Origin of the sequence: Amycolatopsis minnesotensis, assembly GCF_039529815.1 — a bacterium.
GTDB classification, from domain to species: Bacteria; Actinomycetota; Actinomycetes; order Mycobacteriales; family Pseudonocardiaceae; genus Amycolatopsis; species Amycolatopsis minnesotensis.
In genome coordinates, this window is the sequence record NZ_BAAANN010000042.1 from 59,361 (window position 1) to 85,667 (window position 26,307).

Consider the following 26,307-nt stretch of genomic DNA (forward strand, 5'->3'; position numbering starts at 1 on the left):
GGGTTTGGACCAGCAGTCGGGTTGGTTCTGGTGCTGGCGCGTTCGGCCTACTTGATCTTGGGTGCCGCCTGTTCGGCGGGCACGCCTTTCCTTGTGGCGGTCTTCGGCTTTCTTTGCGGGGCCTGGCTCCACACCCTGTTGGGGGCGCCCCGGACCACCATCTTGCGTCGGCTTGGTTCTTGTGGTGACACGTCGGGGTTTACCTTTGACGGGGCTGTTGGTGTGGGTTTTGTGGTGCTGGCGGTCGATTGCGGGGAGCCGTTGAGGGTTGCGCGACGGGCTCAGGTGAAGGGGCCTTCGGTGATGAACCGGCGCAGGCCGCGGGCGAACGCCTGGGCTTCGTCTGGCGGCCAGGCGGTGAGGCTCGCGGTGATGTGAGCGGCCAGGCGGCGGCGTAGCTCGTCCACCGCGCGTTCACCGTGCTCGGTGAGGACCAGCAGGGTCGCTCGACGGTCGAGGGGGTCGGGTTCGCGGCGGAGCAGCCCGGCCTGTTCCAGTCTGGAGGCGCGGCGGGTGACGCCGGAGCGATCGAGACCCACTTCTGAGGCCAGGTCGGCGGCGCTTCGGGGGCCGATCCTGGCCACCGCGCTCAAGACCGGGTAGGTCAGTTCGTCCAGCGCTTCACCCATGCCTGCGGTCAGCGTCTTGTACAGCTGGGCCCGCGTAGCGCGCCGGAGCAACACACCAAGCGCGTCGGCGATCTCGCCTCCTACTTCGTTCTGCATTCAGGCAGACTACCGTGCGCCGCGCACGCATCATGTGCTAGGTTCGGCATAGTGCGTGCGTGGCGCACGCACATCGACTGTAGTTGTGAAAGGACCCCCATGAACCGGACCGATATCCGTGCCGCCCTCACCGACCTGCTGTTCACCCCCGGTCTCGACCTGCACGAGGCCGCCGACCGGCACTTCGCCCCCGACTACCGCCAACGCACCGACGGTGAGTGGGCTGACCGCGAGGGATTCGTCGAGCACATCGCCCACCTGCGCACGATCGTGACCGCGGGGTCTATCGAGGTCCACGACGAGCTGTACGACGGCACCCGCTACGCCGATCGCCACACCGTCGAGATCACCAAGACGGACGGATCGACCGTACGCACGGAGGTTTACGTCTTCGGCGACTTCGCGCCCGACGGGCGCTTCAGCCGGATCGAGGAAACCACGCTCATGCTCCAGGGCTCCGACGCGGACCGAAACATCGGTCGCGCCCGCTGAGATCCGTATTCGCGGTGTGGAGCGAGGGCTGCGCGAACATGGCTGGGTGGTGGAATCGCGGCTCCTGCGGATCTCGCTGGCTCTCCCGCGATCACGCTCCCGTCGCATTTCGACAGCGGGGAACTGCCCATCGGGGTGCGGCTCGCAGGACGGCAACGCCTCGACGCCGAGTTGCTCGCGCTCGCCGCGCAACTACCTGACCCGGTTCCTGCACTGGTCGTTCAGCAGGCACCCGACGCGCCCTTCACCGTCTGCGGGGAGCGCGTGCGAGTCGGTCGAGCGGATCGCGCGGCCCGCGAGATCCGGTACTCCCTCGACCCGGTGGTGCACTGCGGTGACGGGCCCACTCCCGACGGCGTGCTGTCGTACGAGGGCCTGCTCGACGGCGCCGATCCGATCGAGAACAGATGCTCGTCGGTGGCACCCACGTCTTCGTCCCGATGTTCGAGCCAGTGGCGGTGAGGACGGCGATCCAGCGGCATCGGATCTCCGCGACCATGCTCCCCCGGTCATGATCCAAATGCTTTCGGGCCACCCCGGCGTCGGTTCCTACGGCTTGTCGAGCCCGCGCAACCGTGATTCCGTCACCTTCGACGAGTTGCGGCAGCACTGCAAACGACTGATCGCCGGCTACAAGGCCTTCCGCTCACGCCTGCCGGGGAGATCGGCAAACGCGACCTGCGCGAACCGCCCATAACTTGCGAGACCGCACATCTCGCTCCGAACGATTCAGATTGTCCGGCGGCGCCGCCGCCGGAGCACTCCTCGCACCGGTGCTCGACAGCGTCGTCCTAGACGTCGTGTTCGCCGCTTTCGCATACGCCGCCTCCAGCACCCGTCGCAGCCCCGTGATCCGCCCTCGATGTCGTCGCCACGGCTGGCGGTTCAACGGCGTACGCCGAGTCCGTCCAGGACGATCCCCACGGCCCGCTCGACCGCCTCGTCCTCGCCGGGTGCCGCGACGTGGGCGAGGGCGCGGACCAGCGTGGACACGTCGTCGACGGTGGCGTCCTGGCGCGCGGCCCCGGCGCTCTGGGCGCGTTCGAGCACCATCCCGATCGCGTCGAGGAAGTTGTGGGCCGCCGTGGTGACCGGCCCGGCCACCTCGTAGCCGTCGCCGGGCAGCAGGTTCAGCAAGGCCATCTTGGTGGCTCCGGTCGACACCAGGGTGCGCACCAGTGAGGCGAACGCCTGCCCGGGCTCGGCTTCTCCGGTGAGTCTCCGGGTCTCGCCCTCCAGTTTCCCGAGGTAGCGCACAGCGGTGGCCTCGATCAGGTCCTGCTTGGTGGGGAAGTGCCGGAACACGGTGGCGATGCCGACCTGGGCCTGCCGGGCGACCTCTTCGGTGGAGGCGGCCGCGCCGCCCGTCCCGAACACTTGCTCGGCGGCGAGCAGGATGCGCTCCCGGTTCGCCGCGCCGTCTCGACGCACGTAAACCTCTCCTTGCTATCCGGAGTGATGACTCCGTATGATCCGAAGTGTTGGCTTCGTTTAAGGGTAGAGGAGCACCTATGCCGCCCGCAGTGGCAGCGACCGGAGAACACCGTCTGAGGGTCAACGGCACCGAGCGGACGACGTCGATCACTCCGTCGGCGACCCTGCTCGACACCCTCCGCGAGCGGCTCGGCCTGTTCGGCACGAAAAAAGGCTGCGATCACGGTCAGTGCGGGGCCTGCACAGTCCTGGTGGACGGGCGTCGCACGCTCTCCTGCCTGGTGCTCGCCGCCACGCAGCAGGACCGGGAGATCACCACGATCGAAGGGCTGGCCAGGCCGGACGGGTCGCCGCATCCCCTGCAGGAGGCTTTCGCTGCCCGGGACGCCTTCCAGTGCGGCTACTGCACCCCGGGCCAGATCATGTCCGCGGCCGGCCTGGCGAACGAAGGCTGGCCCCCGGACGACGACGGGATCCGTGAGGCGATGAGCGGCAACCTGTGCCGATGCGGGGCCTACAACACCATCGTCGCGGCGATCCGTGACGTGCGGGACGGGACCGGCGCATGATCCCCTTCGCGCTGCACACCGCCGCTTCCCCGGAAGAGGCACTCGGCCGGCTGGCCGACGAGCCCGGCGCCGCCCTGCTGGCCGGGGGGACCACTCTCGTCGATCTAATGAAGCTGGAGGTGCTGCGGCCGTCGGCCGTGATCGACATCAGCCGCATCGGGCTGGACGCGATCGAGCGGACTCCGCGGGGCTGGCGGATCGGCGCACTGGCCCGCAACCGGGACGTCGCGGCCCACCCCCGCATCGCGGCGGACCTGCCGCTGCTGTCCCAGGCGATCCTGCAGGGTGCCTCGGGGGCGCTGCGCACGATGGCGACAGTGGGCGGCAATCTCCTGCAGCGGACGCGGTGCGGCTATTTCCGTGACCGGACCGCTGCCTGCAACAAGCGTTCTCCCGGCGCGGGATGTGCCGCGCTGGACGGCGTCAATCGTGGTCACGCCGTGCTGGGCGTGTCCGACGCGTGCATCGCGACGCATCCCGGAGACCTGGCGGTCGCGCTCGCCGCGCTGGATGCGCGGGTGACGCTGCGAAGCCGCGACGGCGAGCGAACGGTCGCGTTCACCGACTTCAATCTCGTGCCGGGGAACACCCCGGAGCGCGAAACGGTCATGATGCCGTCGGAAATGGTGACCGCCGTCGAGGTGCCCGACCTCGGCTACGCCCGTCGTTCGCTCTACCGCAAGGTGCGCGACCGCGCTTCCTACCAGTTCGCGCTGGTCTCGTGTGCCGTCGCGCTGGATGTGGAGGAGGGCGTCGTTCGCGCGGCGCGGATCGCGCTGGGCGGCGTCGGGACGAAACCATGGCGGGCGCGCGAAGCAGAGCGGTCGCTGGTCGGCCGGTTTGCCGACGCCCACGCCTTCGGCGACGCCGCGGCGCGGGCGCTGGCCGGCGCGCGACCCCGTCCTGACAACGCGTTCAAGGTGGCGATGGCCGAACGGGTGCTCGCTCGCTGCCTGCTGGATCTGCGGGAGATGGCCCTATGAGCACCGTCCACATGGGAGGCGGGCCGCCCCGCGCCGATGCCATGGCCAAGGTCACGGGCGCGGCGGCTTACGCGGCCGACCGCCTTCCGGAACGGCTGGCCCATGCCGCGCTGGTGTGCGCGCCGGCGGTGGGTGGCGCCATCCTCGGGATCGACACGACCGAGGCCCACGCCGTCGCCGGTGTGCTGCACGTGATGACGCACCTGGAGAACCGGCCCGCGCTCCGCCGCGTCGAGCCGGAGAGCGATCTGACTTCCGGCCGCTGGGCGCACGAGGACCTGCTTCCCTTGCAGGGGCCGGACATCCACTACGCCGGCCAGATCGTGGCGGTTGTGGTCGCCGAGACGCCCGAGGAGGCTCGCCGTGCGGCCGGCCTGGTCGCCGTGCGCTACGGCCAGGCAGGGAAGCCGTCGCTCCCCGGGAACTTCGAGGCCGTGCTGGCGGACGCGATCAAGCCGAACGGAATGTTCGACGCCGAAGACCTCGTCCATGGCGACCCGGCTGCCGAGATCGCCGCGTCGAGCCAGGTCGTGGACGCGGTCTACACCACGCCGCCCGAGGTGCACGCTGCCATCGAGCCGCACGGCTGCGTCGCCGGGTGGGAAGGCGAGCGGCTGACCCTGAACACGGCCACCCAATGGCCGGTGGGCGAGGCGCGGGCCGTCGCCCAGGCGGTGGGGGTGGACGACGCACAGGTCCACCTCGTCAATCCCGTCGTCGGTGGCGGCTTCGGCGGGAAGGCCTATTTCCGGTACCACGTAGCGCTTTGCGCCCTCTCCGCCCGCGTACTGGACCGGCCCGTCAAGCTGGTGCTGACCCGGGAGCAGGTGTGCTACCTCGGCGAAGCCCGGCCGGCGACCCGTCAGCACCTGGTGCTGGCCGCCGGGCCCGACGGCCGGCTTCGCGCGATAACGCACGACAGCTTCAGCGCCGTATCACGGGTCGGCACCGGCTATGGGGAGTCCACCGGCGATCAGACGCCGGTTCTCTACAGCACCCGCGCGCTTCGCGTGACGCACCGTGTCGTGCCCTTCGACATGGCCACGACCTGCCCGATGCGGGCGCCCGGCGTCGGACCCGGCAGCTTCGCCGTCGAGAGCGCGATGGACGAACTCGCCGTCCGGCTCGGCCTCGACCCGCTGGAGCTGCGGCTGCGCTGCTACTCCGAGCACGAGCAGGGAACCGGCCGTCCCTTCTCGGCCAAGCACTTGCGAGAGTGCTACGACGTGGCCGCGAGGCGGATCGGGTGGTCGTCCCGGAGCCCGGTCCCGGCCGCGCGTCGGCGGGGCGACTGGCTGATCGGCCTCGGCATGGCGACGGCGAGCTTCTACGCGATCGCGTCGAGGGCACGCGCTGCCGTGGCGCTGCTGGCGGACGGAACCGCCGAGGTGCGCTCGTCGGCCAACGACATCGGCACCGGCTCCTCCACCGTCTACACGCAGCTCGCCGCGGCCCGGCTCGGCCTGCCGATGGACCGGATGCGCCAGGCCTTCGGCGACAACACCGCACCCGCGGGCAGCATCGCGGCGGGGCAGAGCCAGGCGGGCAGCGTGGGTCCGGCGGTGGCCGAGGCGGAGGAGCGGGTCGTCGCCCGGATCGCCCGCTTGGCGGTCGAGGACGCGGCGTCGCCCCTGGCCGGCCTGGCCGGGGATCAGGTCGATCTCGCGGACGGGCGGGTGTTCGCGCGGGACGAACCGGCCCTCGGCGAGGAATTCGCCACCGTGCTGGCCCGCCACGGCTTGGACCGCGTCGTGGCGGAGGCGGAGTTCCGGCCGCCGCCGTCCGGGGGTTCGCACTCCCTCCAGTGCTGGGGCGCCCAATTCGTCGAGGTCGGCGTGCGGGCCAGCAGCGGCGAGGTGCGTGTGCGGCGGGTGGCGTCGGCCTTCGACTTCGGGCAGGTGCTCAACACGAGGACGGCGCGCAACCAGCTCGTCGGCGGCATCGTCTTCGGGATCGGAGCGGCCCTGCTGGAGCGCGGGGATTACGACCCGCACGCCGGCAGCCTGGTGAACGCCTCGCTCGCCGAGTACCTCGTCGCGACCCACGCGGACGTGCCCGAGATCGACGTGACGATGGTCAACCGGCCCGACTTCGTCGCGAATCCCCGGCTCGGCGCCAAGGGCTGCGGGGAAATCGGCAACGTCGGCATCGCCGCGGCGATCGCCAACGCGGTGTTCAACGCCACCGGTGTACGCGTGCGCGACCTGCCCGTTCGACCGGAGACGATCCTGCGGCGGATCGATCCGGCGCCACCGGCTCGAAAGGAGGAGGACGGGAGAGCGGTCAGCGGCAGCCGTTCAGGATCGTCTCGCTGAGGGCGTCCGCCCAGTCCGGGCCCAGGGAGCTGCCGATGATCAGCCGGAAGTAGACCGCCCCGACGAAGGCGTCGATGACACGGGGGATGTCGAGGTCGGACCGGAAGACGCCGTGGGTGATCCCTCGTTCCAGCAGCTCGGCCGCCTGCGTGCGGAGCGGGTCGGAGAAGTTCTCCCGGAAGAGGCGCTGCGTCTCCTCGTCGCTCTGCGCGTGCGCGACCACGGAGGCGGCGACCCGTCCGGCCGGTCCGGCGAGCGCGGCGGCCAGTGCGCGGACCAAGGCCCGGAAGTCCTGGTCCGGCGCCTCACCGCGCGGGACGGCGAGCTGCGGCCCGAACTGTTCGAGGAAGCTCTCGATCGCGAGCACGGCTTTCGATGGCCACCACCGGTAGATGGTGGTGCGGGCGACGCCGGACAGCCGCGCGACCCGGTCGATGGAGAAGTCCTCGATCCCGCCTTCCTCCAAGATCGCGTAGGCGGCCCCCAGGACCGAGCGCCGCGCCGACTCGCTGCGCGGGCGACCGGCCGTCCGCCGCGGCGGGGCGCCGTGGCCGTCTGCTCCGCTCCCGCTGGGTTCCTGCTCCATGGCGTGCATCCTTCCATCCGCCGTACCGGGGCCTCCGCCACCGGGCCGGGAACGCCGCGCTTCCGCTGTCCTATCCGGACAGGTGAGCCGATGCCTTGCGGTGGAAGGGGAATCCGATTACGCTACAGATTGTATCGAAATTAGAAAGAGGTGAACGCCTTGGCAGTGCACGAAGTCGGTGGCGTGGCCTCGGGACCGCCGAGCTTTGGCCCGATTACGAACACGGAGGGAAGCATGACCACGCCGGTTCTGCGCCGTGAGCTCTTCATCGACGGCGGGTGGCGCCCCAGTTCGACGGGCGCGACGTTCGGACTGATCGACCCGGCGACCGAGGAGCCGTTCGGCGAGGCGGCGTCGGCTTCCGCGCAGGACGCCGCGGACGCTGTCGTCGCTGCCCGTGCGGCGTTCGACCACGGCCCGTGGCCCCGGATGTCCATAGTGGACCGCGCGGGGGCCTTGCGGCGGTTCGCCAAGGCACTGGAGGACGACATCGAGCCGCTGGCCGAACTCGTCATGCGGGAGACGGGCTTGCCGCGGGCGGACAGCATCGGCGGCACCAAGGCGATGCTCACGGTCCTGCGCTACTACGCCGATCTCGCCGGGGGTTTCCCGCTGACCGAGCAGCGCACCGGCCGGACCGGAGTCACCGCGCTGGTCGAGAAGCACCCGGTCGGCGTCGTGGCTCAGATCGTGCCGTGGAACAGCCCGATCGTGATGGCGGCGTTCACCCTCCCGGCCGCGCTGCTCGCCGGCTGCACGGTGGTGCTCAAGCCGTCCGAGCTGACGCCGCTGAGCGCCGGGTACCTGGCGGACGCCGCGCGGCGGGCGGACCTGCCGCCGGGGGTGCTGAACATCGTGACCGGCCTGCCCGAGGCGAGTGCCGCGCTGGTGCGTGACCCCGGGGTCGACAAGGTGTCGTTCACCGGGAGCACCGCGACCGGCCGGGCGATCGCCGCGGCGGCTGCCCCCACGCTCAAGCACCTGGCGCTGGAGCTGGGCGGAAAAGCGGCCGCGCTGGTGCTGGACGACGCGCCGCTGGGCAGCCTCGTCGAGACGATCGTGCCGGCGATCCTGTTCAACAACGGCCAGATGTGCCTGCAGCCGAGCAGGCTCGTCGTCCCGGCACACCGCGAGGAGGAGATCGTCCGCGCACTCGCGGAGGCGTTCGCGAAGGTGGTCGTCGGCCCACCGGCTGATCCGGGCACCGAGGTCGGTCCGCTGATCGGCCGGGCGCAGCACGAACGCGTCCTCGGCCTCCTGCGGTCCGCGCTCGAGGAGGGCGGGCGCTTCGTGATCGGCGGCGGCCGCCCGGAAGGCCGGAACACGGGGTTCTACGTGACGCCCACGATCATCACCGGGGTGACGCCGCGGTCGCGGGTCGCGACCGAGGAGATCTTCGCCCCGGTGCTGGTCGTCCTGCCGTACCGGGACGAGGAGGAGGCGCTCCGGATCGTCAACGACACCGAGTTCGGCCTCAGCAACGCGGTGTACAGCGCGGACCCCGGCCGTGCGCTCGCGCTGGCGCGGCGGATGGAAAGCGGCAGCGTCAACGTCAACAACGGCCAGTACCTCGACGTGGCGATTCCGTTCGGCGGAGTCAAGCAATCGGGCTACGGGCTCGAACTCGGGCCCGAAGGTCTCGACGCCTACTTCGAAACCCGCGTCATCTACCTCGACGCCGAGCCGTTCCACGGTCTCGGCTGACCCTTGTCCCACCGATCTGTTTCACCATGATGATTTCCGAAAGGGAGAAAACCGATAATGTCCACTGTGGATGAGAACACCACCGTTGTGATCGTAGGAGCCGGAGTTGCCGGGCTGACGCTGGGCAATTTCCTGCTGCGCAGCGGGATCGACTGCGTCATCGTGGAGAAGCGCGGCCGGGAGTACGTCGAGCAGCGGCAGCGGGCCGGGGTCATCGACACCCGGGCGGCCCGCATGTTCCGCGAGTGGGGGCTCGAAGACAGAGTCGTCGGAGGCGCCCCCTTCGAGCCGGTGATGAACTTCCGGATCGACGGCAGGACGCGTCCCCTCGCGTTCGGCCACGAAGACAACGGCGACGGACGGTTCTGCCCTCAGCAGGTGCTCGTCCGGAACCTCATCGACGTCTTCGTCGGCGACGGCGGGGACCTTCGCTTCGAGGCCGACGTCTCGCTGGAGAACATCAACGGTGACGGCGGCCCCCGCGTTCGTTACCGGGACAACGCCGGCTCGGAGAAGGTGATCGGCTGCGAGTTCGTCGCCGGCTGCGACGGCGACCGCGGTGTCAGCCGGGCGGCCATCCCCGGCGAGGTTCTCACCCGTCACTCCCACGAGTACGGGTACGCGTGGCTGACCGTCTTGGCCGAGGTTCCCGCCAACCACCAGTCCATGATGGCGATGCACCCTCGTGGGTTCGCGGGGCAGTTCGCCCGCGGTGCGAATGCCAGCCGGTTCTACCTGCAGTGCCCGCTCGACACCTCCACATCGGCCTGGACCGGGGATCGCATCTGGGACGAGATCGAGACTCGCTTCGGCGAACCCGTGGCGGAGCGGGGCCGGATCGCCAGCACCCAGCTCGTGCCGTTGCGGAGTGTGGTGTACAGCCCGATGAGCTACGGTCGGCTGTACCTGCTCGGGGACGCCGCCCACATCGTTCCCCCGATGAGCGCCAAGGGGATGAACCTGGCCCTGCACGACGCCGACGTGTTCGCGAACGCCGTGGTCCGCCGGGCCAAGGACGGCGATTCGAAACTGCTCGAGGGCTACTCGGCGACGTGTCTTCGGCACGTGTGGAACTACCAGGCATTCGCCGCGTGGTGGACCGAATTGGTGCACAACGCGGGGGACGCCTCCTACCAGGGTGAGTTCCGGCGCCAGGTCGCACGGGCGGACCTGGAGCGGCTGTTCGAGTCCGGCTCGGCGAACCGCCTGTTCAGCGAATTCATCACCGGGCTGAACTAGCGCTCCGCGAGGCGGACGGGCAGCCCGGCTCACCGCCGAACGTGCACTGCACGCGCGCGACGGGGACGTTGGCCAAAAGTCCCGAGTACGCCCGACACGTTGTCCGGAAGGATCATCCACTGCGGTCGTGATCGTGCTCGATGACGTACCGTCGATCTTGACGCGCAGCGCCGCCTGCCCCGCGGGGTGGCACGCCGAGACAGCAGACGGCTTCGTTCCGCTGGATCGTGATGAGAAGGGCCCAACGACATGGCCGATCCGACTGAACTCGAGGTGCCTGACAACTGGGGCCGGTGGGGATCCGACGACGAACTCGGCACACTCAACCTCATCACCGACGACGTGCGCGCGAAGGCCGCCGCGGAGGTGCGGACCGGTCGATGGGTGTCGCTGGCGCAGCCGATCACGCCCAACCCGATGATCAGCAGTCCGTTCGCGCCCACGACGGTGGAGGTCTCTCCCGTACAGCAGATGATGTCCCACACCGGAGTAGGCGTGGCGGCCGATCTGATAGTGGTCACGAACCATCACGTGAAGTCGACGCACATCGACGCGCTGGCGCACTGGTCGACCGACGACGAGGTCTACCCCGGTCGCCCGAGGAACCAGATCGTGACGGCCGAAGGGGTTACCTTCGCTTCGACAACGGCCTTCGCCGCCGGAATCGTGACACGGGGGGTTCTGCTCGATCTCGCCGTCGAAGAACCACTCCCGTCCGGGTACGCGGTGACATCACGCGACTTCGAAGACGCCGAGCAACGGCAAGGCGTCGAGGTACGGTCGGGCGACGCGCTGGCTGTGCGGTTCGGCTGGCCGGCCGACCCGCTGATGCCGGGCGAACCGACTCCAGGAATCAGCCTCGACGCGGTGCGCTGGATGCACCGCCGCGGCGTCGCCCTCTATACGGGCGACCGGGGTGATGCTTACCCGCCGCTGGACCCTGGCGGACCGTCCCCGCTGCACGGCGTCGCGCTGGGCCGGATGGCGATGCCGCTCATCGACGGGTCACAGCTCGACGACCTCGCGGCGCTGTGCGCGGAGTTGAAGCGCTACAGCTTCCTGCTCACCGTCGGCCCGCCGCGTATCCATGGCTTGACCGGCGTCGCGGTCAACCCCATATCCGTGTTCTGACCCCGCAACCGCGCCGGCTGCCGCTGGAAGCCACCGACGCGTTCGCGCCTCAGCGGTCCGTCCGCCTCGGGCAGTTCGTCAACACACACGACACCGCCCCTGCTGGCCGGCCTCCACGCCGCCGGTAACGTCCGCCTGTTCGGGAAAGATCCTACGAGGGCGCGGAAACCCTGAACGGACGGCCGTGCCACCGCGCGCAGACCTCAGCCGACAGGAAGAAGCCATGAGAACCGCTGTCCGGCCCTTGACCATCACCGCGATCTGGCTGATCGCCGCCGGGGCTGCGCTGCTGAGCATGGGATTCATCATGCTCCGCACCCAGCGACCCGATACCGGCGCCAACATCGGTGCCGGCGGCTGCTTCTTCTTCGGGCTGGGCGCGACGGGGGTTGGCCTGCTGCTCGGCGCGGTCGCAGCGCTGGCTTGGTGGCGGGGCCGGAACGGTGACCGGCATCCCCCTGTCCGTCTCCTGGCCTGGGAGAGGCGTCTCAGGCGCTTGACCATGGCCGCGGTCGGCCTAATCACCATCGGGGCCATCGTACTGAGCGTGGGAGCGCTGATCTTCGCCAACGGAAGAGCAGGCAGTTTCTTCAGCGGTGTCAACGCGATCTTCCTCGTCGGTCTCTGTATCGCTGTTTCCGCTTTGCTCGCAGCCACTCCACCCGGGGTGTACTGGTTGTCGCGACGGAGGAGCGGTGCCGATCACTGACGTTGCACGCATGGTTCCGGCGTACTGACCGCAGTGCCCAGCCAGGTATCACGGCGGCGGCGATCGAACCTCCGCCCATGCCGCATAGCGGGTGTCAGCGAACGTCCGCTCAGGCCGATGTGCGAGTGCCGGGGGCATCTGGCGGGTCTTTCGTTGCTGCTGGGGAGCAGGTCAGCTCACGGCGTTCGAGGTCGAGCCCGCAGTCGACGCTGAGCGGCACCGTGATCGGGTCCGCGAGGTGTCCCAGTGGGAGGCCGGCCAGCACCGGCACGCCAAGAAGGTCGAACCTGTCGCGTAGGACGTCGATGATGGTCCAGCCACGGTCTTCGTAGTCATCGAATCCTTCCAGGCAACCCAAGGCGATGCCGGTGATGCCGTCGAGGGCGCCCGACATGATCAACTGGGTCATCGCCCGATCGATCATGCCGAGTCCGGCTGCCTTGCTGGCCTCGAGTAACAGCACATGTCCCTGGAGATCGAAGTCGAGCACGCCCACTGTGCGGGCCAGCAGTTCCAGGTTGCCTCCGAACAGCGGCCCCGATGCCGTTCCCGGTCGTGTGAGCTCGGCGCCGAATTGAGTGGGGATGGCCCGCACGACGTGCGGAACGTGGCCGAGGAGCAGGTCGCGTACCGTCTTGGCATGCGCACCCGCGACAGCGCCGTGTAGCGACGGCACGCCGATCGAGTGCCAGACGCGGTGCAGCGCGGTGATGTCGCTGAAGCCCACCAACGGCTTCGGGTCCCGCCTCAGCGCCTGGATGTCGATTCCGTGCAGAACGCGGAAACTTCCGCATCCGCCACGCAGGCACACGATGGCTCGAACCTCGGGGTCACGAATCGCCGAGTTGAGATCGGCGAGCCGGTCCTCGTCCCGGCCGGCGAGATATCCCCGCCGATCGCGTGCGTGCGCACCCAACCGGACCTGAAAACCCCACGACTCGAGCTGTGCCACGCTCCGCTCGATCCAGCCGTCATCCGACCAGCTCGCCGGAGCCAGCAAAGCAACGACGTCACCAGCGGACAGGGCACGCCATGGGCGGACGGAAGGCATGCCTTCACCCAACCAGAACCGACGTGACGGCCTCGATCACCACTCATCAAGCCGCATAGCGCGTTCGGACTCGTCGGCGGCGCCGAAGTCCGCTGAGGCAGCCTCCGCGAGGGAGTGCCGCCGCTGACAGTGACAAGCGAAACCGGCTCGACACCGGTCACCCATCGTGCCCGATCGAGCACGTGCACCGGATCGGGCCGAAACAATTCACGCCACCAAAAGGTGAAAAGTGCCGAATCCGCCGATATCGATCGTATTTTACCGAAAAAGGACCGCGGTCTGTCTGCGAGGGTGCGCGTGTCACCAAGCACGAACCCGGAGTGGCGTGTGCCACTTCACGGGTGCCTCTTTGGGCACGATCGCCAGCGGATCTGACCCATTTTGTTCTTGACATCGGCTTCGACGGCCCGGGCCGCGCAACCTGGAAAGGACGGGGACTCCGGGCGGGAGAGGTGCATTGATGGGAACAGGGGCTGCGGAGGGGGCGGGCACGCCGGTCGCGATCATCGGGATCGGTTGCCGTTTTCCGGGCGGTATCGAGGATATGCCGGGTTTCTGGGAACTGGTCGCGTCCGGGACCGACGCGATCGGCGACGTCCCGGCGGACCGGTGGCGGATCGCCGACCACTACGACGCGGATCCGGCCGCGCCTGGCCGGATGTTCGTGCGGCAGGGTGGTTTCCTGCGGAATCCGGTCGACGAGTTCGACGCGGGCTTCTTCGGGATGTCACCGCGCGAGGCGGCCGCGTTGGATCCGCAGCAGCGGTTGCTGCTGGAGGTCACCTGGGAATCGCTGGAGAACGCCGGGATCCCGCCGAACTCGACCGCGGCCGGCGATGTCGGCGTTTACGTCGGCGGGTTCACCTTCGACGCGGCGACGCTGCAGCTGACCGACTCGAACCGGCATCTCGTCGGCTCGGCCACACCGACCGGCGTGAGCATGACGATGCTGGCCGCGCGGTTGTCGTACGCGTTCGACTGGCGCGGTCCGGCGTTGACCCTCGACACCGCTTGCTCGTCATCGCTGGTCGCGTTGCACCACGCGGTGGGCGCGCTCGCCCGCGGGGACTGCGACCTCGCGGTGGCCGCCGGGGTGAACGTGATGGTCAATCCGGTCACCACGGTCCTGATGTCCAAGGGGCAGTTCCTTTCGCCGGATGCCCGGTGCAAGTCGTTCGACCATCGGGCCAACGGCTACGCGCGTGGCGAGGGCGCGGGTGTCTTGCTGCTGAAGCCGTTGCCCGCGGCGGTGCGCGACGGTGACCGCATCCACGCGGTCGTGCGCGGCACGGCGGTGAACCAGGACGGCCGCACGCCGGGGATCACCGTGCCCAGCGTGGCTGCCCAGCGCGCGCTGATCGAGCGGGCCTGCCAGGTCGGGGCCGTCGAGCCCGCGTCTGTCGGGTACTTCGAAGCCCACGGCACCGGTACCGCGGTGGGGGATCCGATCGAGGCGACCGCGATCGGTGACGTGCTGGGTGATTCGTCGCGTACGCATTGGATCGGATCGGTCAAATCGAACTTCGGGCACACCGAGGCGGCGGCAGGCGTCGCCGGGGTGATCAAGGCGGTGCTGTGCCTGGGTAAAGGACTGATCCCGCCGAACCTCCATTTCGAGCGGCCGAATCCGAAGATCCCGTTCGACCGGCTCCCGCTGCGGGTGCCGACGGAGCTGGTGCCGTTCCCGGAGTCGGCGGGACCGCACCGGGCCGGGGTGAACTCGTTCGGCTTCGGCGGGACGAACGCACACGCCATCCTGGAGCAGTGGACGGGACCCGAGCCGGTCGCGGCGCCCGAGGCCGAGGGCGGGCCGGTTCTCCTGCCGCTGTCGGCGCGAAGCCCGGAAGCCCTGCGCGCGCTGGTGGATTCCTACGCGACGGTGCTGGAAAGTCCGGGGAGCCCGTCTCTGCGGCGGGTCGCCCGTGCGGCGTCGCGGCAGCGTGAGCACCATCCACTGCGGACGTTCGTGGTAGGCACGGACGCCCGGGAGGCAGCGGCGAAGCTGCGCGAACTGACTGTCGAGCCGAAGCGGGCGACGCGGCCGGGAAATGCCTTCGTGTACACCGGGATGGGCCCGCAGTGGTGGGGCATGGGTCGTGAACTCCTGGCGACTGAGCCGCGTTTCGCCGAGGTCGTCACGGCTTGCGACGAGGTGCTGGCGAAATTCGGCGTGTGCATGGCGGACGAGCTCAGCCGCGACGAAGCCGAGTCGCGGCTCACGGAGACGTTGTACGCGCAGGTCGCGAATTTCGTGGTCCAAGCGGGGCTTACCGCGTTGTGGCGGGAATGGGGGATCGAACCCGCTTTCGTCGTGGGCCACAGCGTGGGCGAGGTCGCTGCCGCTTACGCGGCGGGCGTGTACACGCTCGAAGACGCCCTCACCATCAGCTTCCACCGCGCGAACCTGCAGTCCCGCCTTGCCGGACGCGGCGCGATGGCGGCCGTGGACCTGCCCGCGGAGGAGATCGCCGCGTACCTGCGGGACGGCGTCGAGGTGGCCGCGGTCAACAGCATGTACGCGACAACGCTGGCCGGGGACCACGACGCCTTGGCGGCGGTGGGCGAGCGGCTGACCGCCGCGGGCGCGTCGGTGAAACCGCTCCGCGTCGAGGTGGCGTACCACAGCCACCAGATGGCGGAGATCCGCGAACCGCTGCTCGCCGCGTTGCGGGGGATTCGCCCGCGCCGTGCGGAAATCCCGCTGTTCTCGACGGTCACCGGCGACCAAGTGGAAGGCCCGGAACTCGACGCGGGCTACTGGTGGCGCAACGTCCGTGAGACGGTCCGCTTCGCCGACGCGTTCCGCCGAGTGCTCACCAGGGCTCCGGGTGCCGTGCTGGAGATCGGGCCGCATCCGGTGCTCGCGTCCGCGATCGACGAGGCGCTGGCCGACCGGACCGACGACATCGTCCGCCTGGCTTCGGCGCACCGCAAGGAACCGCAGCGCGAGTACCTGCTCGCAGCGCTCGGTCACCGGTACGCCGCCGGTGCCGATCCGACGTGGGACCGGGTGCATCCCGGGCCGCGCGAGCACCTGGATCTGCCGCGGTACCCGTGGCAGCGGGAGCGGCATTGGGTGGAATCGGTGGCGTCGCGGGAAAAGCGGCTGGGCACCGGGGACCTGCGGCTCGGTGGACGGCCGGTCGCAGGCGTCACGCCGGTCCACGACATCGAGCTGTCCACCTCGGCGTTGCCGTACCTGAACGATCACCGGATCGGCGAGTCCGTGGTGTTCCCCGGTTCCGGCTACCTGGAGGCCGCGCTGGCCGCTTTCCCGGACGACGAGCCGTGCCTGCTCGAAGACGTCGTGTTCCACCGGCCGTTGGTGCTGGCGCCGTCGTCGATCCCGACGCTGCGGGCGGGCCACGACCCGGCGCGGCAGCTGCTCACCCTGCACAGCCGTACCCAGCCCGACGATCCACTGTGGACGTTGCACGCCGAACTGCGCCACGGCCAGGCAGCCAAGGCGCGGCTGCCCGAACGTCGCACCGAAACGCCCGCCGCGCTGACCGAAGGACTGCCGGAACTCGGGCACGACGAGGTGTACGCCCGGCTCGGCGGTACCGGTCTGAACTACGGTCCGGCGTTCCGCGCCGTGGAGCGGTTGTGGTGGCGGCAGGACAGCCGTGAGGTGTTCGCCGAGCTACGGCTGGACACCGTCGAGCAGGACGGCCACCGGCTGCACCCGGTAGTGCTCGACGCGGCGCTGCAGGCCGTGATCGCCGGCGCGCTGATGCTCGGTGACGGCGTGGAATCCGGCACGTACGTACCGGCCCGGATCGACGCGCTGCGGTTCTTCCGTTCCCCGGCCACGCGGTTGTGGGTGCACGGCCGGGGCAGCGACGCCGCGAGGCCGGGCCGGATCGAGTGCGACCTGTCCCTCGTGACCGACGACGGAGAAGTGGTCGCGGAGATCCGGGGGCTGCGGGCCAGCCGGCTCGCGGAGGCAGCGGACGAGCCGTCGTCGCTGGTCTACGGGCACGAGTGGCAGCCGGAACCGCTGGAGCAGGCCGCGGAGGGGCGGGCGGAGGGCCGGTGGGTCGTCGTCGGATCGTCGGCCACGGCGTCCGGACTCGCTCGAGACCTTGCCGTGGCAGGCGGAGAGGTCGTCGCCGTGGATCCGGCCGATGACGGCTGGCTCGACCGGGTGCTCTCCGCGGCGTCGGCCTGCCGCGGCGTGGTTCACGTGGACAGCTCCGAGGCCGGGGCCACGTGCGCGCCGATCGCCGCGCCGTTGCGGCTCGTGCAGGAACTGCCCGCCGTGCCGTTGGTCCTCGTGACCACGGGTGCACAAGGTGTCTCCACGGTGAACCCGTCGGCGGCTTCGTTGTGGGGCTTCGGCCGCGTCGTCGCCGCCGAACGGCCGGAGCTGGGCTGCCGGTTGGTGGACCTCGCCCCGGGCGTGTCCGGGGAGGCGCTGCTTACCGAAGTCCTGCACGGCGGGGGCGACGACGTCTCCCTCCACCCCGATGGCCGGTATGTGCGGAGGTTGAAGCAGGCCGAAGACGGCTCGGAACTCGACCACGTCCGCACGCGCACCGACCGCACCCCAGTGCGGCTGGCGTCGTCCGCCGGTGAACTCGGTTTCCTCGCCACTACTCGTCGGCCGCCCGGTCCCGGTGAGGTCGAGATCCGGGTATCCCATGTCGGGCTCAACTTCAAAGACGTCCTCAAGCACACCGGCCTGATCGCGCCGCACGCGATCGAGGGCAGCCATTCCGGTGAGACGCTGGGGATGGAATGCGCGGGCACGGTGGTGGCGGTCGGCGACGACGTGGCCGACATCGGGGTTGGGGACGAGGTGTTCGCGCACAGCCGGGACCTGTTCGTCTCGCACGTGACGCTCGAGGCGGTGCGCGTGGTCAAGAAACCGGCCGCGCTGTCCGCCGCGGAGGCGGCGTCGCTGTTCCCGGTGGCCACCGCGCACCTGTCGCTCGTCCGGCTCGCGAAGCTGCGCGCCGGCGAGCGCGTGCTGATCCACTCCGCCGCCGGGGGCGTGGGGCTGGCGGCGGCGCGGATCGCGCAATGGCTCGGCGCGGAGGTGTTCGTCACCGCGGGCAGCGCACAGCGGCGCGATTTCCTGCGCCAGGAGGGCTTCGCGCGGGTCGCCGATTCGCGGTCGTCGTCGTTCGCGGACGACATCCTGGGCTGGACCGGTGGCGCGGGCGTGGACGTGGTGCTGAACTCGTTGCCCGGCAAGATGATCGGCCACAGCCTCCGGGCGATGAGTACTTTCGGCCGGTTCGTCGAGCTGGGCAAGCCGGGGGACGTCGCGGACCACGCGGTGCGGCTCGCCTCGGCCAGGCGGGCGCTGTCGTTCCACTCCTTCGACTACGACCAGATGATGGCTCTGCGCCCCGGCGACGTCCGGGAATGCATGCGGGCAGTCGCGGAACTCTACGAGCGGAAGGCGATCGCGCCGTTGCCGGTCGCCGCGTGGCCGGCCCTCGACGCCGCCGACGCCTTCCGCGCCATGGCGAGTCCCGAGCACCGCGGGAAGATCGTGCTGCGCATGGCCGACGAGGAGGTGCTGGTGCCGGCCTCGTCGATGCCCGGGACGCCAGTCCGGCCGGACCGGACGTACGTCGTCACCGGTGGTCTCGGCGGTCTCGGCCGGACGGTGGCGCGCTGGCTTGCCGAACAGGGCGCGCGGCACCTTGTGCTCGTCGGCCGCAGCGGGGCCACCACACCCGACGCTGAGCGGCTGGTGACAGATCTGACCGCCGAAGGTGTCGAGATACGGGTCGAGAAGGCCGATGTCGGCGACCACGCCCAGGTGCGCGCGCTCCTCGCGGACGTCCGTGCCGAGATGCCCCCGATCGCCGGTGTCGTCCATGCCGCAGCCGATTTCGACGACGTTCTGCTGTCCAACACCGACGCCGCCCGGCTGATCGCGGCGACCCAGCCGAAGGCGGACGGTGCCTGGCATCTGCACCGGGAAACTCTCGGCGACCGCCTCGACTTCTTCGTGCTGTTCTCCTCGTTCGCGGCACAACTGGGCGCGGTCGGCGTGGGCGCGTACGCCGCCGCTAACGAATTCCTCAACGGCCTCGCCCGCTACCGGCGCGCCCAGGGGCTCCCCGCGATCAGCGTCGGCTGGGGAATGATCGACGACGTCGGGGTCGCGGTGAGCCGAGACGGCTTCGTGGGCGATGCCCTTCGCCGCGTCGGCCATCTCGGCATTCCCCCTGCCCGGCTGGTCGCCGAGCTGGGGGCGTTGCTGCACACGCAGCCCGCGGAGGTGTCGGTCGCCGACATCGACTGGCCACGGTGGGTGCGTGCGAATCCGCAGCTCGCGCCGTTGCCGAGGTTCGCCACCGTGGTTCCGGCGAGCCCCGCGGACAGCGGGGACGAGTCCGTCGGGAAGCGTCTGCGGGAGGCGGGCCCGGCTGATCGTGCGTCGATGCTGCCCGCGCTCGTCACGCCGTTGCTGCAGCGCACCACGGGGCTCACCGAGCAGCAGCTCGGTGAGGAGCAGGCGGTCGACGTCGACTCGCTCACCGCGGTCGAGGTGCGGGTGCTGCTGCAGAAGCACCTCGGGGTCGCGGTACCGGCGGTGCGGCTGCAGCGCAGCCTCAGCGTGGGCGTGCTTGTCGATCTTCTTGTCGACGAGCTGGACCGCGCACAGCCCGAAGCAGCCGCCGCCCAGCACGAGATCACCTCGGCGGACGGGCTGGTGATCTACGGCCACCTGAGCGTTCCCCCGGACCCCGGACCGCATCCGGCCGTCGTGGTGTGCACGGCGGGCGAAGGCGGAGCTTTGAACGCCGATGGCGACTACGCGCACCTCAGCGAGCACGCGCCCCTGATCGCCGCCGGGTTCGCGGTCTTCACCGTCGACCAGCGCGGCGCGCCGGGGCACGGTCCCGATTTCACCGAACGGGCCGAAATGGGCGGCGGGGACATCGATGACGTCATCGCGGCTACCGAGTACCTCGCCGATTTGCCGGAGATCGACGGCAGCCGGATCAGCGTCGTGGGCACCAGCCGTGGCGCCTACACCGCGTTGCTGGCGCTGGAACGCCGTCCTGAGCTGTGGCGGCACGCGGCATTGCTGATGGGCCTGTACGACCCGGCCATGCTGGTCGCGGCCGAGCAGGCCCAGCCGGGCACGCTGCTCCCGGCGAACGCCAGGTCCGGCTCGGCCGAGGTCGAAAGCTACTTCGCCGCGCCGGAACGGCAGCCGCTCGACGGCGTCGGCACGCTCGGCACACCGCTGCTGATCGTGCACGGGGACGCGGACTCCGTTGTTCCCCTTGCACAGTCCGAAGAACTCGCCACCCGGGTACGCGAGTCGGGCCTGCCCGCGGAGATGATCACCGTGCCCGGGCTGCCGCACGACAGCGAACACGAAGACCAGGCGTGGATCGACCTGTGGCCCGAGATCGGCCAGTTCCTCCGGGAAGGCACACGATGACGACGCGAACGGAAGCACTGATCATCGGCGCCGGGCTGTCCGGGATCGGGCAGGCCGTGGCATTCGCGCGGTCCGGGATCGATTTCGTGGTGCTGGAGAAGGCGCCGGACCTCGGCGGCACCTGGCGGTCCAACACGTATCCCGGCGCGGCCTGCGACGTCGAAGCACACCTGTATTCGTACTCGCACACCAAAAATCCCTACTGGCGCTCGACCTACGCCGGTCAGGAGGAGATCCTGGGATACCTCCGCGGCGTCGCCCGGCGCCACGGGCTGCTGCCGCGGATCCGCTTCGACACCCGGGTGGTGAGCGCTCGCTGGGACGAGGCCACGGCGGAGTGGACCGTCGAGACCGCGGACGGTGACACCTACGTCAGCCGGTTCCTCGTGCTCGGAGTCGGTGGCCTGCACGTCCCCCGGTTTCCCGAGGTGCCCGGCGCGGCGACCTTCCGGGGCAGCAGCTGGCATACGTCGTGCTGGAACCACGACGTCGACCTGGCGGGCAAGCACGTCGCGCTCGTCGGCGTCGGCGCCTCCGGGGTACAGGTCGCGCCGCACCTGGCCGAACGAGCCGCCTCGCTGACGATCTTCCAGCGAACCGCGCCGTGGGTGCTGCCGAAGGCGGACACGGCGATCCCGGCCTGGCGGCAACGGCTTTTCGCGCGGCTCCCGGCCGTGCATTCGTGGCACCGGCTGGGGATCTACCTGCGACGGGAGAAACGGGGCTTCGGCTTCCACACCCGCCCCGATCTGCTACGCGTCGCCGAGCCGATCGTGCGGCGACGGATCGCCGAGCAGATCGCCGACCCGTCCCTGCGCGCGCTCGTGACACCGGACTACCCGCTGGGCTGCAAGCGAGTCCTGTTCTCTGCCGACTACTACGCGACGCTGAACCGGCCGGACGTGCACGTCGTGGCCGGCGGCCCGGCCGAGATCCGCCCGGACACGATCGTCGACGCGGTCGGCGAGGAACACCGGACCGATGTGCTCGTCTACGCCACCGGATTCGACCTCACCGGCTCGTTCGACCGGATCGAGATCGCCGGCATCGGCGGCCGGCTCCTGAAGGAGGCGTGGCGGGGCGGAACGCACGGCTACCAGGGGCTCGCGGTGCCGGATTTCCCGAATCTGTTCCTGCTCCTGGGACCGAACGGGTTCGCGCCCTACACGAGTGTCGTGCCGAACCTCGAGGCACAGGCCCGCTACGTGGTCCAGGCCGTCCGCACCACCCGCTCGGCCGGCGCCAGGGCCCTGACCGTTCGCCGCGACGCGACCGACCGCTTCCTGGCCGAGACGCGGGCACGCTTCGCCCGGACGGTCTGGGCCCCCGGCAACTGCCGCAACTGGTACCAGAACACCTCGCCTGCCGGAACGGTCCTGTGGCCGGACTCGATCCTGCGCTATCGCCTGCGCCTGCGCACGTTGCGGAAGGGCGACTACGAATTCCTGCCCGCACGGGGATCCGTTCTGGCGGGGAGGCCCGATCGCGAGCGACAGGTGCCTCGCCGCACGTCCGTTCCTGCCGAATAGCGGAGGTTTCTCCGGATTTCGGTGGTGCGGCGGCGGCCAGCGCCGCCGCTGTGACACGAGTGGTGGCCGGTCCGCGATCCGGGCGTGCGGTGGCGCCGTGTCAGCGGCCGTGTCAGCACCGTGGCCATCCGGTGTCAGGACAGCGGGTGATCGTGGCTTCCGTGATCAGCTCATCGATCGCACCCGCACCAGCGGGGCCACCCGAAGCACCTCTCAGGAGAGCACGATGCAGAAGTTCGACACCCCCGCCCCGATCTCCGCCGTCCTGGACATCCCCGCGGGGCGCGTCCAGTTCATCGCCGCCGACCGGGCCGACACCGTGGTCGAGGTTCGGCCCGCGGACGTCTCGAAGAGCCGCGATGTGACGGTGGCGGAACAGACCAAGGTCGAGTACGGCGACGGCGTCCTGCGGATCGAAGCCCCAACGAAGACCCAGTACTTCGGCCCCTCCGGAGCACTCGAGGTGACAGTCCAGCTTCCCGCCGGCTCACAGGTCGAGGCGAAGGCGGCCGCCGCCGAACTCCGCACCGTCGGGCGCCTCGGCGACGTCGTCTTCGACGGCGCGCACAGCACGGTCGAACTCGACGAAACCGGCAGCGTCCGCCTCACCGCCCACGCGGGCGACGTCTCGGTCGGCCGCCTTGGCGGCGCCGCGGAGATCAGCACCCAGAAGGGCGACATCCGCATCGCCGAGGCCGCCCTCGGCACGGTCACGCTGCGCACCGAATACGGCGCGATCTCGATCGGCGCCGCGCACGGGGTCTCGGCCTCCCTGGACGCCGGCACCTCCTGCGGCCGGATCCGCAATTCCCTCAAGAACACCGAGGGCGACGCCCAGCTCGACATCCACGCGACCACCGCTTACGGCGACATCACCGCCCACAGCCTCTGAGCACCAGCCGACCGGCTCAGCCACCGGCGAACCACTATCCCGCCAAAGCCGGGTCGCCCGGCAGGAAAAATCCCGCGGGCGACCCGGCCTCAGCAATCCAGGCACCCCATCCGGGACAGGCGGGGTGTCCCGGCTGTCCCGGAGTCGCCGGGATGCACGGGACACTCGGCGTGGAGGTGCCGGGGGTGCCCGGCGTGCATGGCACGTCGGTGAGCCTCAGCGCGTGCGGCGTTCCGGGCACGCTCGGGCCGCCGCACGTCTGCGCGGGTGCCGGGGTGTCCGCGTTCGCGATCGGCGCGAACGCGGCCGGGCCGGCGAGGGCCATGCCCGCCAGGGCGATCGAGCCAAGAAGACGGGACGGTCGCATGATTTCCTCCGTGTGGTTCTCGGTGTTCCGGTTGATCGCCGGAGGTGGCTGAGCGTGCCAGCGGGTCCGTGAGATCGTCCGTACCGGTGGTGTCGCTCTCGCGGTGACCGTGGCGCTGGCCGCGTTGCTCGGCTGGTTCCTTGCCCGGCGGGTGCTGTCCCCGGTCCGCCGCATCTCGGAGACCGCGCGGCGGGTCGCCGAGCGGGACCTGGGCGCCCGCATCGGGTTGCGCGGCCCGGACGACGACGTGAAGGAACTCGCCGACACCTTCGACGCCATGCTGGCCAGGCTGCAGCACTCGTTCACCGCGCAGAGCCGGTTCATCGCGAACGCGGCCCACGAGCTGCGCACCCCCGTCGCGGGCACCCGCGCACTCGCCGAGGTGGCGCTCGCGCGGCGCGAGCACCGATGCCATCGAACTCGCGACCAAGGTACAGGCCAACACACTGCGCCAGGAACGGCTGATCGCCAGTCTGCTCGTGCTCGCGCGGAGCGCCGAAACCGTGGACACGACCGACACCGTCGACCTGGCGGAGCTCGTTTCGGACGTACTGCGCGCATCCCCGGAGACCGGTGCGCGGATCGATGTGCGTGCCGACCTCGAACCGGCCTCCGCCGGAGGCGACCGGGTGCGGCAGCCCCGCGGCTCCGGGCTCGGTCTGTCCGTGGTGCAGGCCATCGCCGAGGCACACGGCGGCTCGGCGACCGCCACCCCGCACCCCGGCGGAGGACTCGCCGTCTCGGTCACGCTTCCCTCCCGGGCCACGCCGACGCCCGGGGCCGTCCCTGACCACCCCGCCCGCCACGACCTCGCACGCTGGAAGGGCCAACCGGCCGCGGGATCCCCCGCCTGATCGGCTCAGCCGATCGATGGCCTCGCGCCGAACATCCCCTTCTGCCGCACAGCGCGCGTTCGGACTCGTCGACGGCGCCGTTCCTGCCGGTCCGAGATGGGTCAGTGCCACCCGTTCTGGTCCTCATCGGCATCCCGCGTCGCCAATCGGCGGGCCGATCTCCTGGGGGACGAGATCGGCCCGCCTTGTGGCGGCCTGGCGCGAGGGGGGAGTGGGAGCCAGGCCGGTCTGACGCGTCCACACCGAACACGGTTCCCGGCCGGAGGGCGCGGGCCGCGGCGTGGTGCGGACGCTGTCGGCGAAAGATCGGCTAGATCATGCCTGCCCGCATGGCGAACGCGACCGCGTGCGAGCGGTTGCGCAGGCCACATCGGGACATCAGGATTCGCAGTATCTTCTTCACCATGCTGTCGGAATAGGCGAGTTTGGCGGCGATCTGTTCGGTGTCGTACCCGTCCGCCACCATCCGAAGCACCTCGCACTCCCGTGTGGACAGACCGCTCATCGTGAGCCCGATCGGTTTGAGCACGTCATCTCGCACCCGTTCGAACTGGCCGAGCAGGCCTGCCTGCAGCCGGGGCGGGAGGTACACCATCCCCCGGCTGACCCCGACGATCGTCCACGCCAACGCATCGGCCTTGATGTCCTTCATCGGCAGCACCGCGGTCATACCGCACTCGATCGCCGCCATCAGCGCGTTGTCCGGGAACTCTTCGGTGATGACCACGCAGCGCGGCGGCATCGTCAAGCCCGCTCGCGCCTTCTTCAACGACGAGAACGTCTGCTCGGAAAGTGACCTCTCGGCCACCACGACCACCTCGGCAGCCGCGAGATCGTCGGTGTCGGTCAACACCGTCACCTGGCGGTCGCCGTCGAGCATGCTCGTCAAACCGGCCCTGGTCATCGCGTCCGACGCGTGCACTGCCACCGGCACACGCGTCACGGCAACTGGCGCCACACACCCATCATTCATCGCTGAGATTCCCTCGATTTGGACCGAGAACGAACGACAATCCAGATCGGAAGCAGTTCGGTGCTTCCACCGCGTCCATTGCCCACGGCTGCTCCGAACCGCCGATCCCTGTGTTTGATCTTCGTCACCGAAGCCGGTGCTCACCAGGCCAACGCCGTACTCACTAGTGCTCACCTGTGCCCGGACAGCACGCCAGGAAACCGGCCGGGCACCGCGCGTCGCGCTATCGGCCCCGTGAACGAGACCCAGGTCACCACAGTGCCCGCACCGAGCGCCAGGGTTCCCCGGACACGTACGGGTGGCCCGAAGCGCACAACCCCGCACAACCCCGCAGCCGCACTGAAGAATCGGCTAATATCCGGTTTCGGCTGATCGGATATCCGCACTGATGTGAAAACGGTCACCGCGACCGGCAACGCAAACTAGCGAAAGCAACCAGGGTGGACTGGCGGAATCATCTGAGCGACTACTGCGAGCGGGGCTCGGCGGCGTTCTGGGCCGAACCGGTCAACGCCTTGAGCAACCTGGTGTTCGTCGTCGCGGCGTTGATGATCTGGCGGATGCAGCGCAGGGCCGGTGCCCGGGCCCCGGCGAGCCTCACCGTGCTCGTGGTGTTGATGGCGGTGATCGGTGTGGGCAGTTTCGTGTTCCACACCGTGGCCACCGCGTGGTCGCAGGTGCTGGACGTGGTGCCGATCGGCGTGTTCGTCTGCTGCTACGTCGCCTCGTACCTGCGGTGGTTCTGGCAGTGGACCTGGCAGCGCGCGTGGCTGGGGGTACTGCTGTTCGCCGGGTTGTGCGCCGCTGCCGTATTCGTCTTCGGCAGCCGTACCGCGAACGGTTCGCTGCCCTACCTTCCAGTGCTGGTGACACTCGTCGGTTTCACCGTGGCACTCGCCTCGTCCGGTGAGCGGGAACGCGTCCGGCACTGGCACGCGTTCGCCTTGGCCTCGGTCATGTTCGCGGGCGCCCTGTTCTTCCGCACCTTCGATTTCGCGTTCTGCGCCGGCTTTCCGCTCGGTACGCACTTCCTCTGGCACGTGCTCAACGGTGCCGTGCTGTTCGTGCTGTCCCGCGCGCTGGTCGGGCGCTGGCGGTCAGCCCGCCGCGCACCTGCCTAGCCGCGGAACTCGGAGCTGCCTCATTTGATACGAAGTCCGGCACGCCATGCTCTGGTGCTGCCGACGGGTGGCGTGAAGCCCGGCCGGAGTTCACTGTGGTCCTCGGCCACCGCCGGTGCGCTCAGCCGGGTTCGAGGAGTTCGGCCAGCCGGAGGGTGTCTTCGAGGTAGCGCTGGTAGGGGAACCCGGCCGCGATGAGTGCGGTGCGGAATTCGT

At 70.0% G+C, this 26,307-nt stretch carries 20 protein-coding genes and 2 pseudogenes; 16 read left to right on the forward strand and 6 right to left on the reverse strand.

Annotated features, from left to right (window positions below; all coding sequences use genetic code 11):
• Nucleotides 1-281: 281 nt before the first annotated feature.
• The gene (locus ABD256_RS36950) at nucleotides 282-725 is read right to left on the reverse strand and encodes a MarR family winged helix-turn-helix transcriptional regulator (protein WP_344429751.1); all 444 of its coding nucleotides are present in this window, start codon (nucleotides 723-725) and stop codon (nucleotides 282-284) included.
• A 99-nt stretch (nucleotides 726-824) separates the two neighbouring features.
• On the opposite strand from ABD256_RS36950, the gene ABD256_RS36955 reads away from it, so the two are divergent.
• Nucleotides 825-1,217, forward strand: a complete 393-nt coding sequence (locus ABD256_RS36955; protein WP_344429753.1) for a nuclear transport factor 2 family protein — start codon at nucleotides 825-827, stop codon at nucleotides 1,215-1,217.
• A 135-nt stretch (nucleotides 1,218-1,352) separates the two neighbouring features.
• The gene (locus ABD256_RS36960) at nucleotides 1,353-1,679 is read left to right on the forward strand and encodes a hypothetical protein (protein ID WP_344429754.1); all 327 of its coding nucleotides are present in this window, start codon (nucleotides 1,353-1,355) and stop codon (nucleotides 1,677-1,679) included.
• Between the two features lie 423 nt (nucleotides 1,680-2,102).
• Here ABD256_RS36960 and ABD256_RS36965 read toward each other — a convergent pair whose 3' ends face one another.
• Nucleotides 2,103-2,648, reverse strand: coding sequence for a TetR/AcrR family transcriptional regulator (locus ABD256_RS36965; protein ID WP_344429756.1), 546 nt, complete (start codon nucleotides 2,646-2,648; stop codon nucleotides 2,103-2,105).
• Nucleotides 2,649-2,728: 80 nt separating this feature from the next.
• Between ABD256_RS36965 and ABD256_RS36970 the strand changes: the two genes are divergently transcribed.
• From ABD256_RS36970 to ABD256_RS36980, 3 genes are read left to right on the forward strand one after another with little or no spacing between them, the layout of a single operon-like run.
• Nucleotides 2,729-3,220 (forward strand): (2Fe-2S)-binding protein, encoded by a 492-nt coding sequence (locus ABD256_RS36970; RefSeq protein WP_344429758.1) that lies wholly within the window; start codon nucleotides 2,729-2,731, stop codon nucleotides 3,218-3,220.
• Nucleotides 3,217-4,203, forward strand: coding sequence for an FAD binding domain-containing protein (locus ABD256_RS36975; RefSeq protein ID WP_344429760.1), 987 nt, complete (start codon nucleotides 3,217-3,219; stop codon nucleotides 4,201-4,203). The genes ABD256_RS36970 and ABD256_RS36975 overlap by 4 nt, the downstream gene beginning before the upstream one ends.
• Entirely contained in the window at nucleotides 4,200-6,518 is a 2,319-nt protein-coding gene (locus ABD256_RS36980) for a xanthine dehydrogenase family protein molybdopterin-binding subunit (protein ID WP_344429762.1), read from the forward strand. The genes ABD256_RS36975 and ABD256_RS36980 overlap by 4 nt, the downstream gene beginning before the upstream one ends.
• Here the strand turns inward: ABD256_RS36980 and ABD256_RS36985 are convergent.
• A complete protein-coding gene (locus ABD256_RS36985; RefSeq protein WP_344429764.1) occupies nucleotides 6,487-7,104 on the reverse strand; it encodes a TetR/AcrR family transcriptional regulator in 618 nt (205 codons plus the stop codon). The genes ABD256_RS36980 and ABD256_RS36985 overlap by 32 nt on opposite strands.
• A gap of 234 nt (nucleotides 7,105-7,338) precedes the next feature.
• Between ABD256_RS36985 and ABD256_RS36990 the strand changes: the two genes are divergently transcribed.
• The 4 genes from ABD256_RS36990 to ABD256_RS37005 all read left to right on the forward strand — a co-directional run bounded on the left by ABD256_RS36990 (nucleotide 7,339) and on the right by ABD256_RS37005 (nucleotide 11,887).
• Nucleotides 7,339-8,808 carry an aldehyde dehydrogenase family protein gene (locus tag ABD256_RS36990; protein ID WP_344429766.1) on the forward strand — a complete coding sequence of 490 codons (1,470 nt, stop codon included), beginning with the start codon at nucleotides 7,339-7,341 and terminating at the stop codon, nucleotides 8,806-8,808.
• Nucleotides 8,809-8,865: 57 nt separating this feature from the next.
• Complete coding sequence (locus ABD256_RS36995; RefSeq protein WP_344429768.1) at nucleotides 8,866-10,047, forward strand: 4-hydroxybenzoate 3-monooxygenase; 1,182 nt, start codon at nucleotides 8,866-8,868, stop codon at nucleotides 10,045-10,047.
• A gap of 249 nt (nucleotides 10,048-10,296) precedes the next feature.
• Complete coding sequence (locus ABD256_RS37000) at nucleotides 10,297-11,178, forward strand: cyclase family protein (protein ID WP_344429770.1); 882 nt, start codon at nucleotides 10,297-10,299, stop codon at nucleotides 11,176-11,178.
• Nucleotides 11,179-11,422: 244 nt separating this feature from the next.
• Complete coding sequence (locus ABD256_RS37005; RefSeq protein WP_344429772.1) at nucleotides 11,423-11,887, forward strand: hypothetical protein; 465 nt, start codon at nucleotides 11,423-11,425, stop codon at nucleotides 11,885-11,887.
• A gap of 109 nt (nucleotides 11,888-11,996) precedes the next feature.
• Here the strand turns inward: ABD256_RS37005 and ABD256_RS37010 are convergent, their stop codons facing one another.
• The gene (locus ABD256_RS37010; protein ID WP_344429774.1) at nucleotides 11,997-12,938 is read right to left on the reverse strand and encodes a S66 peptidase family protein; all 942 of its coding nucleotides are present in this window, start codon (nucleotides 12,936-12,938) and stop codon (nucleotides 11,997-11,999) included.
• 460 nt (nucleotides 12,939-13,398) lie between these two features.
• Between ABD256_RS37010 and ABD256_RS37015 the strand changes: the two genes are divergently transcribed.
• From ABD256_RS37015 to ABD256_RS37035, 6 genes and pseudogenes are all read left to right on the forward strand, one after another.
• Nucleotides 13,399-20,355: an SDR family NAD(P)-dependent oxidoreductase gene (locus ABD256_RS37015; protein WP_344429776.1), complete on the forward strand. Its 6,957-nt coding sequence runs from the start codon at nucleotides 13,399-13,401 to the stop codon at nucleotides 20,353-20,355.
• Nucleotides 20,352-21,884 (forward strand): flavin-containing monooxygenase, encoded by a 1,533-nt coding sequence (locus tag ABD256_RS37020; RefSeq protein ID WP_344429778.1) that lies wholly within the window; start codon nucleotides 20,352-20,354, stop codon nucleotides 21,882-21,884. The genes ABD256_RS37015 and ABD256_RS37020 overlap by 4 nt, the downstream gene beginning before the upstream one ends.
• Nucleotides 21,885-22,110: 226 nt before the next feature.
• The gene (locus ABD256_RS37025; RefSeq protein WP_344429780.1) at nucleotides 22,111-22,776 is read left to right on the forward strand and encodes a DUF4097 family beta strand repeat-containing protein; all 666 of its coding nucleotides are present in this window, start codon (nucleotides 22,111-22,113) and stop codon (nucleotides 22,774-22,776) included.
• Nucleotides 22,777-22,928: 152 nt separating this feature from the next.
• Complete coding sequence (locus ABD256_RS37030; protein ID WP_344429782.1) at nucleotides 22,929-23,195, forward strand: hypothetical protein; 267 nt, start codon at nucleotides 22,929-22,931, stop codon at nucleotides 23,193-23,195.
• A 57-nt stretch (nucleotides 23,196-23,252) separates the two neighbouring features.
• Nucleotides 23,253-23,531 (forward strand): annotated as a pseudogene (locus ABD256_RS44550) (HAMP domain-containing protein); the annotation flags it as partial.
• A 115-nt stretch (nucleotides 23,532-23,646) separates the two neighbouring features.
• The gene (locus ABD256_RS37035; RefSeq protein ID WP_344429784.1) at nucleotides 23,647-23,997 is read left to right on the forward strand and encodes an ATP-binding protein; all 351 of its coding nucleotides are present in this window, start codon (nucleotides 23,647-23,649) and stop codon (nucleotides 23,995-23,997) included.
• A gap of 310 nt (nucleotides 23,998-24,307) precedes the next feature.
• Here ABD256_RS37035 and ABD256_RS37040 read toward each other — a convergent pair whose 3' ends face one another.
• Entirely contained in the window at nucleotides 24,308-24,931 is a 624-nt protein-coding gene (locus ABD256_RS37040; protein ID WP_344429786.1) for a response regulator transcription factor, read from the reverse strand.
• Between the two features lie 479 nt (nucleotides 24,932-25,410).
• On the opposite strand from ABD256_RS37040, the gene ABD256_RS37045 reads away from it, so the two are divergent.
• Nucleotides 25,411-26,091: a ceramidase domain-containing protein gene (locus tag ABD256_RS37045; protein WP_344429788.1), complete on the forward strand. Its 681-nt coding sequence runs from the start codon at nucleotides 25,411-25,413 to the stop codon at nucleotides 26,089-26,091.
• Between the two features lie 121 nt (nucleotides 26,092-26,212).
• On the opposite strand, the pseudogene ABD256_RS37050 reads toward ABD256_RS37045, so the two are convergent.
• A pseudogene (locus tag ABD256_RS37050) lies at nucleotides 26,213-26,307 on the reverse strand (MarR family transcriptional regulator); the annotation flags it as partial.

Excerpts from the sequence above, each read along its gene's own strand:
- ABD256_RS36995 (WP_344429768.1), top strand. The coding sequence starts at position 8,866 with ATGTCCACTGTGGATGAGAACACCACCGTTGTGATCGTAGGAGCCGGA.
- ABD256_RS37030 (WP_344429782.1), top strand. The coding sequence starts at position 22,929 with ATGCACGGGACACTCGGCGTGGAGGTGCCGGGGGTGCCCGGCGTGCAT.
- ABD256_RS37025 (WP_344429780.1), top strand. The coding sequence starts at position 22,111 with ATGCAGAAGTTCGACACCCCCGCCCCGATCTCCGCCGTCCTGGACATC.
- ABD256_RS36990 (WP_344429766.1), top strand. The coding sequence starts at position 7,339 with ATGACCACGCCGGTTCTGCGCCGTGAGCTCTTCATCGACGGCGGGTGG.
- ABD256_RS36975 (WP_344429760.1), top strand. The coding sequence starts at position 3,217 with ATGATCCCCTTCGCGCTGCACACCGCCGCTTCCCCGGAAGAGGCACTC.
- ABD256_RS37010 (WP_344429774.1), bottom strand. The coding sequence starts at position 12,938 with ATGCCTTCCGTCCGCCCATGGCGTGCCCTGTCCGCTGGTGACGTCGTT.
- ABD256_RS36970 (WP_344429758.1), top strand. The coding sequence starts at position 2,729 with ATGCCGCCCGCAGTGGCAGCGACCGGAGAACACCGTCTGAGGGTCAAC.
- ABD256_RS37015 (WP_344429776.1), top strand. The coding sequence starts at position 13,399 with ATGGGAACAGGGGCTGCGGAGGGGGCGGGCACGCCGGTCGCGATCATC.
- ABD256_RS36985 (WP_344429764.1), bottom strand. The coding sequence starts at position 7,104 with ATGGAGCAGGAACCCAGCGGGAGCGGAGCAGACGGCCACGGCGCCCCG.
- ABD256_RS37020 (WP_344429778.1), top strand. The coding sequence starts at position 20,352 with ATGACGACGCGAACGGAAGCACTGATCATCGGCGCCGGGCTGTCCGGG.
- ABD256_RS36955 (WP_344429753.1), top strand. The coding sequence starts at position 825 with ATGAACCGGACCGATATCCGTGCCGCCCTCACCGACCTGCTGTTCACC.
- ABD256_RS36980 (WP_344429762.1), top strand. The coding sequence starts at position 4,200 with ATGAGCACCGTCCACATGGGAGGCGGGCCGCCCCGCGCCGATGCCATG.
- ABD256_RS37000 (WP_344429770.1), top strand. The coding sequence starts at position 10,297 with ATGGCCGATCCGACTGAACTCGAGGTGCCTGACAACTGGGGCCGGTGG.
- ABD256_RS36950 (WP_344429751.1), bottom strand. The coding sequence starts at position 725 with ATGCAGAACGAAGTAGGAGGCGAGATCGCCGACGCGCTTGGTGTGTTG.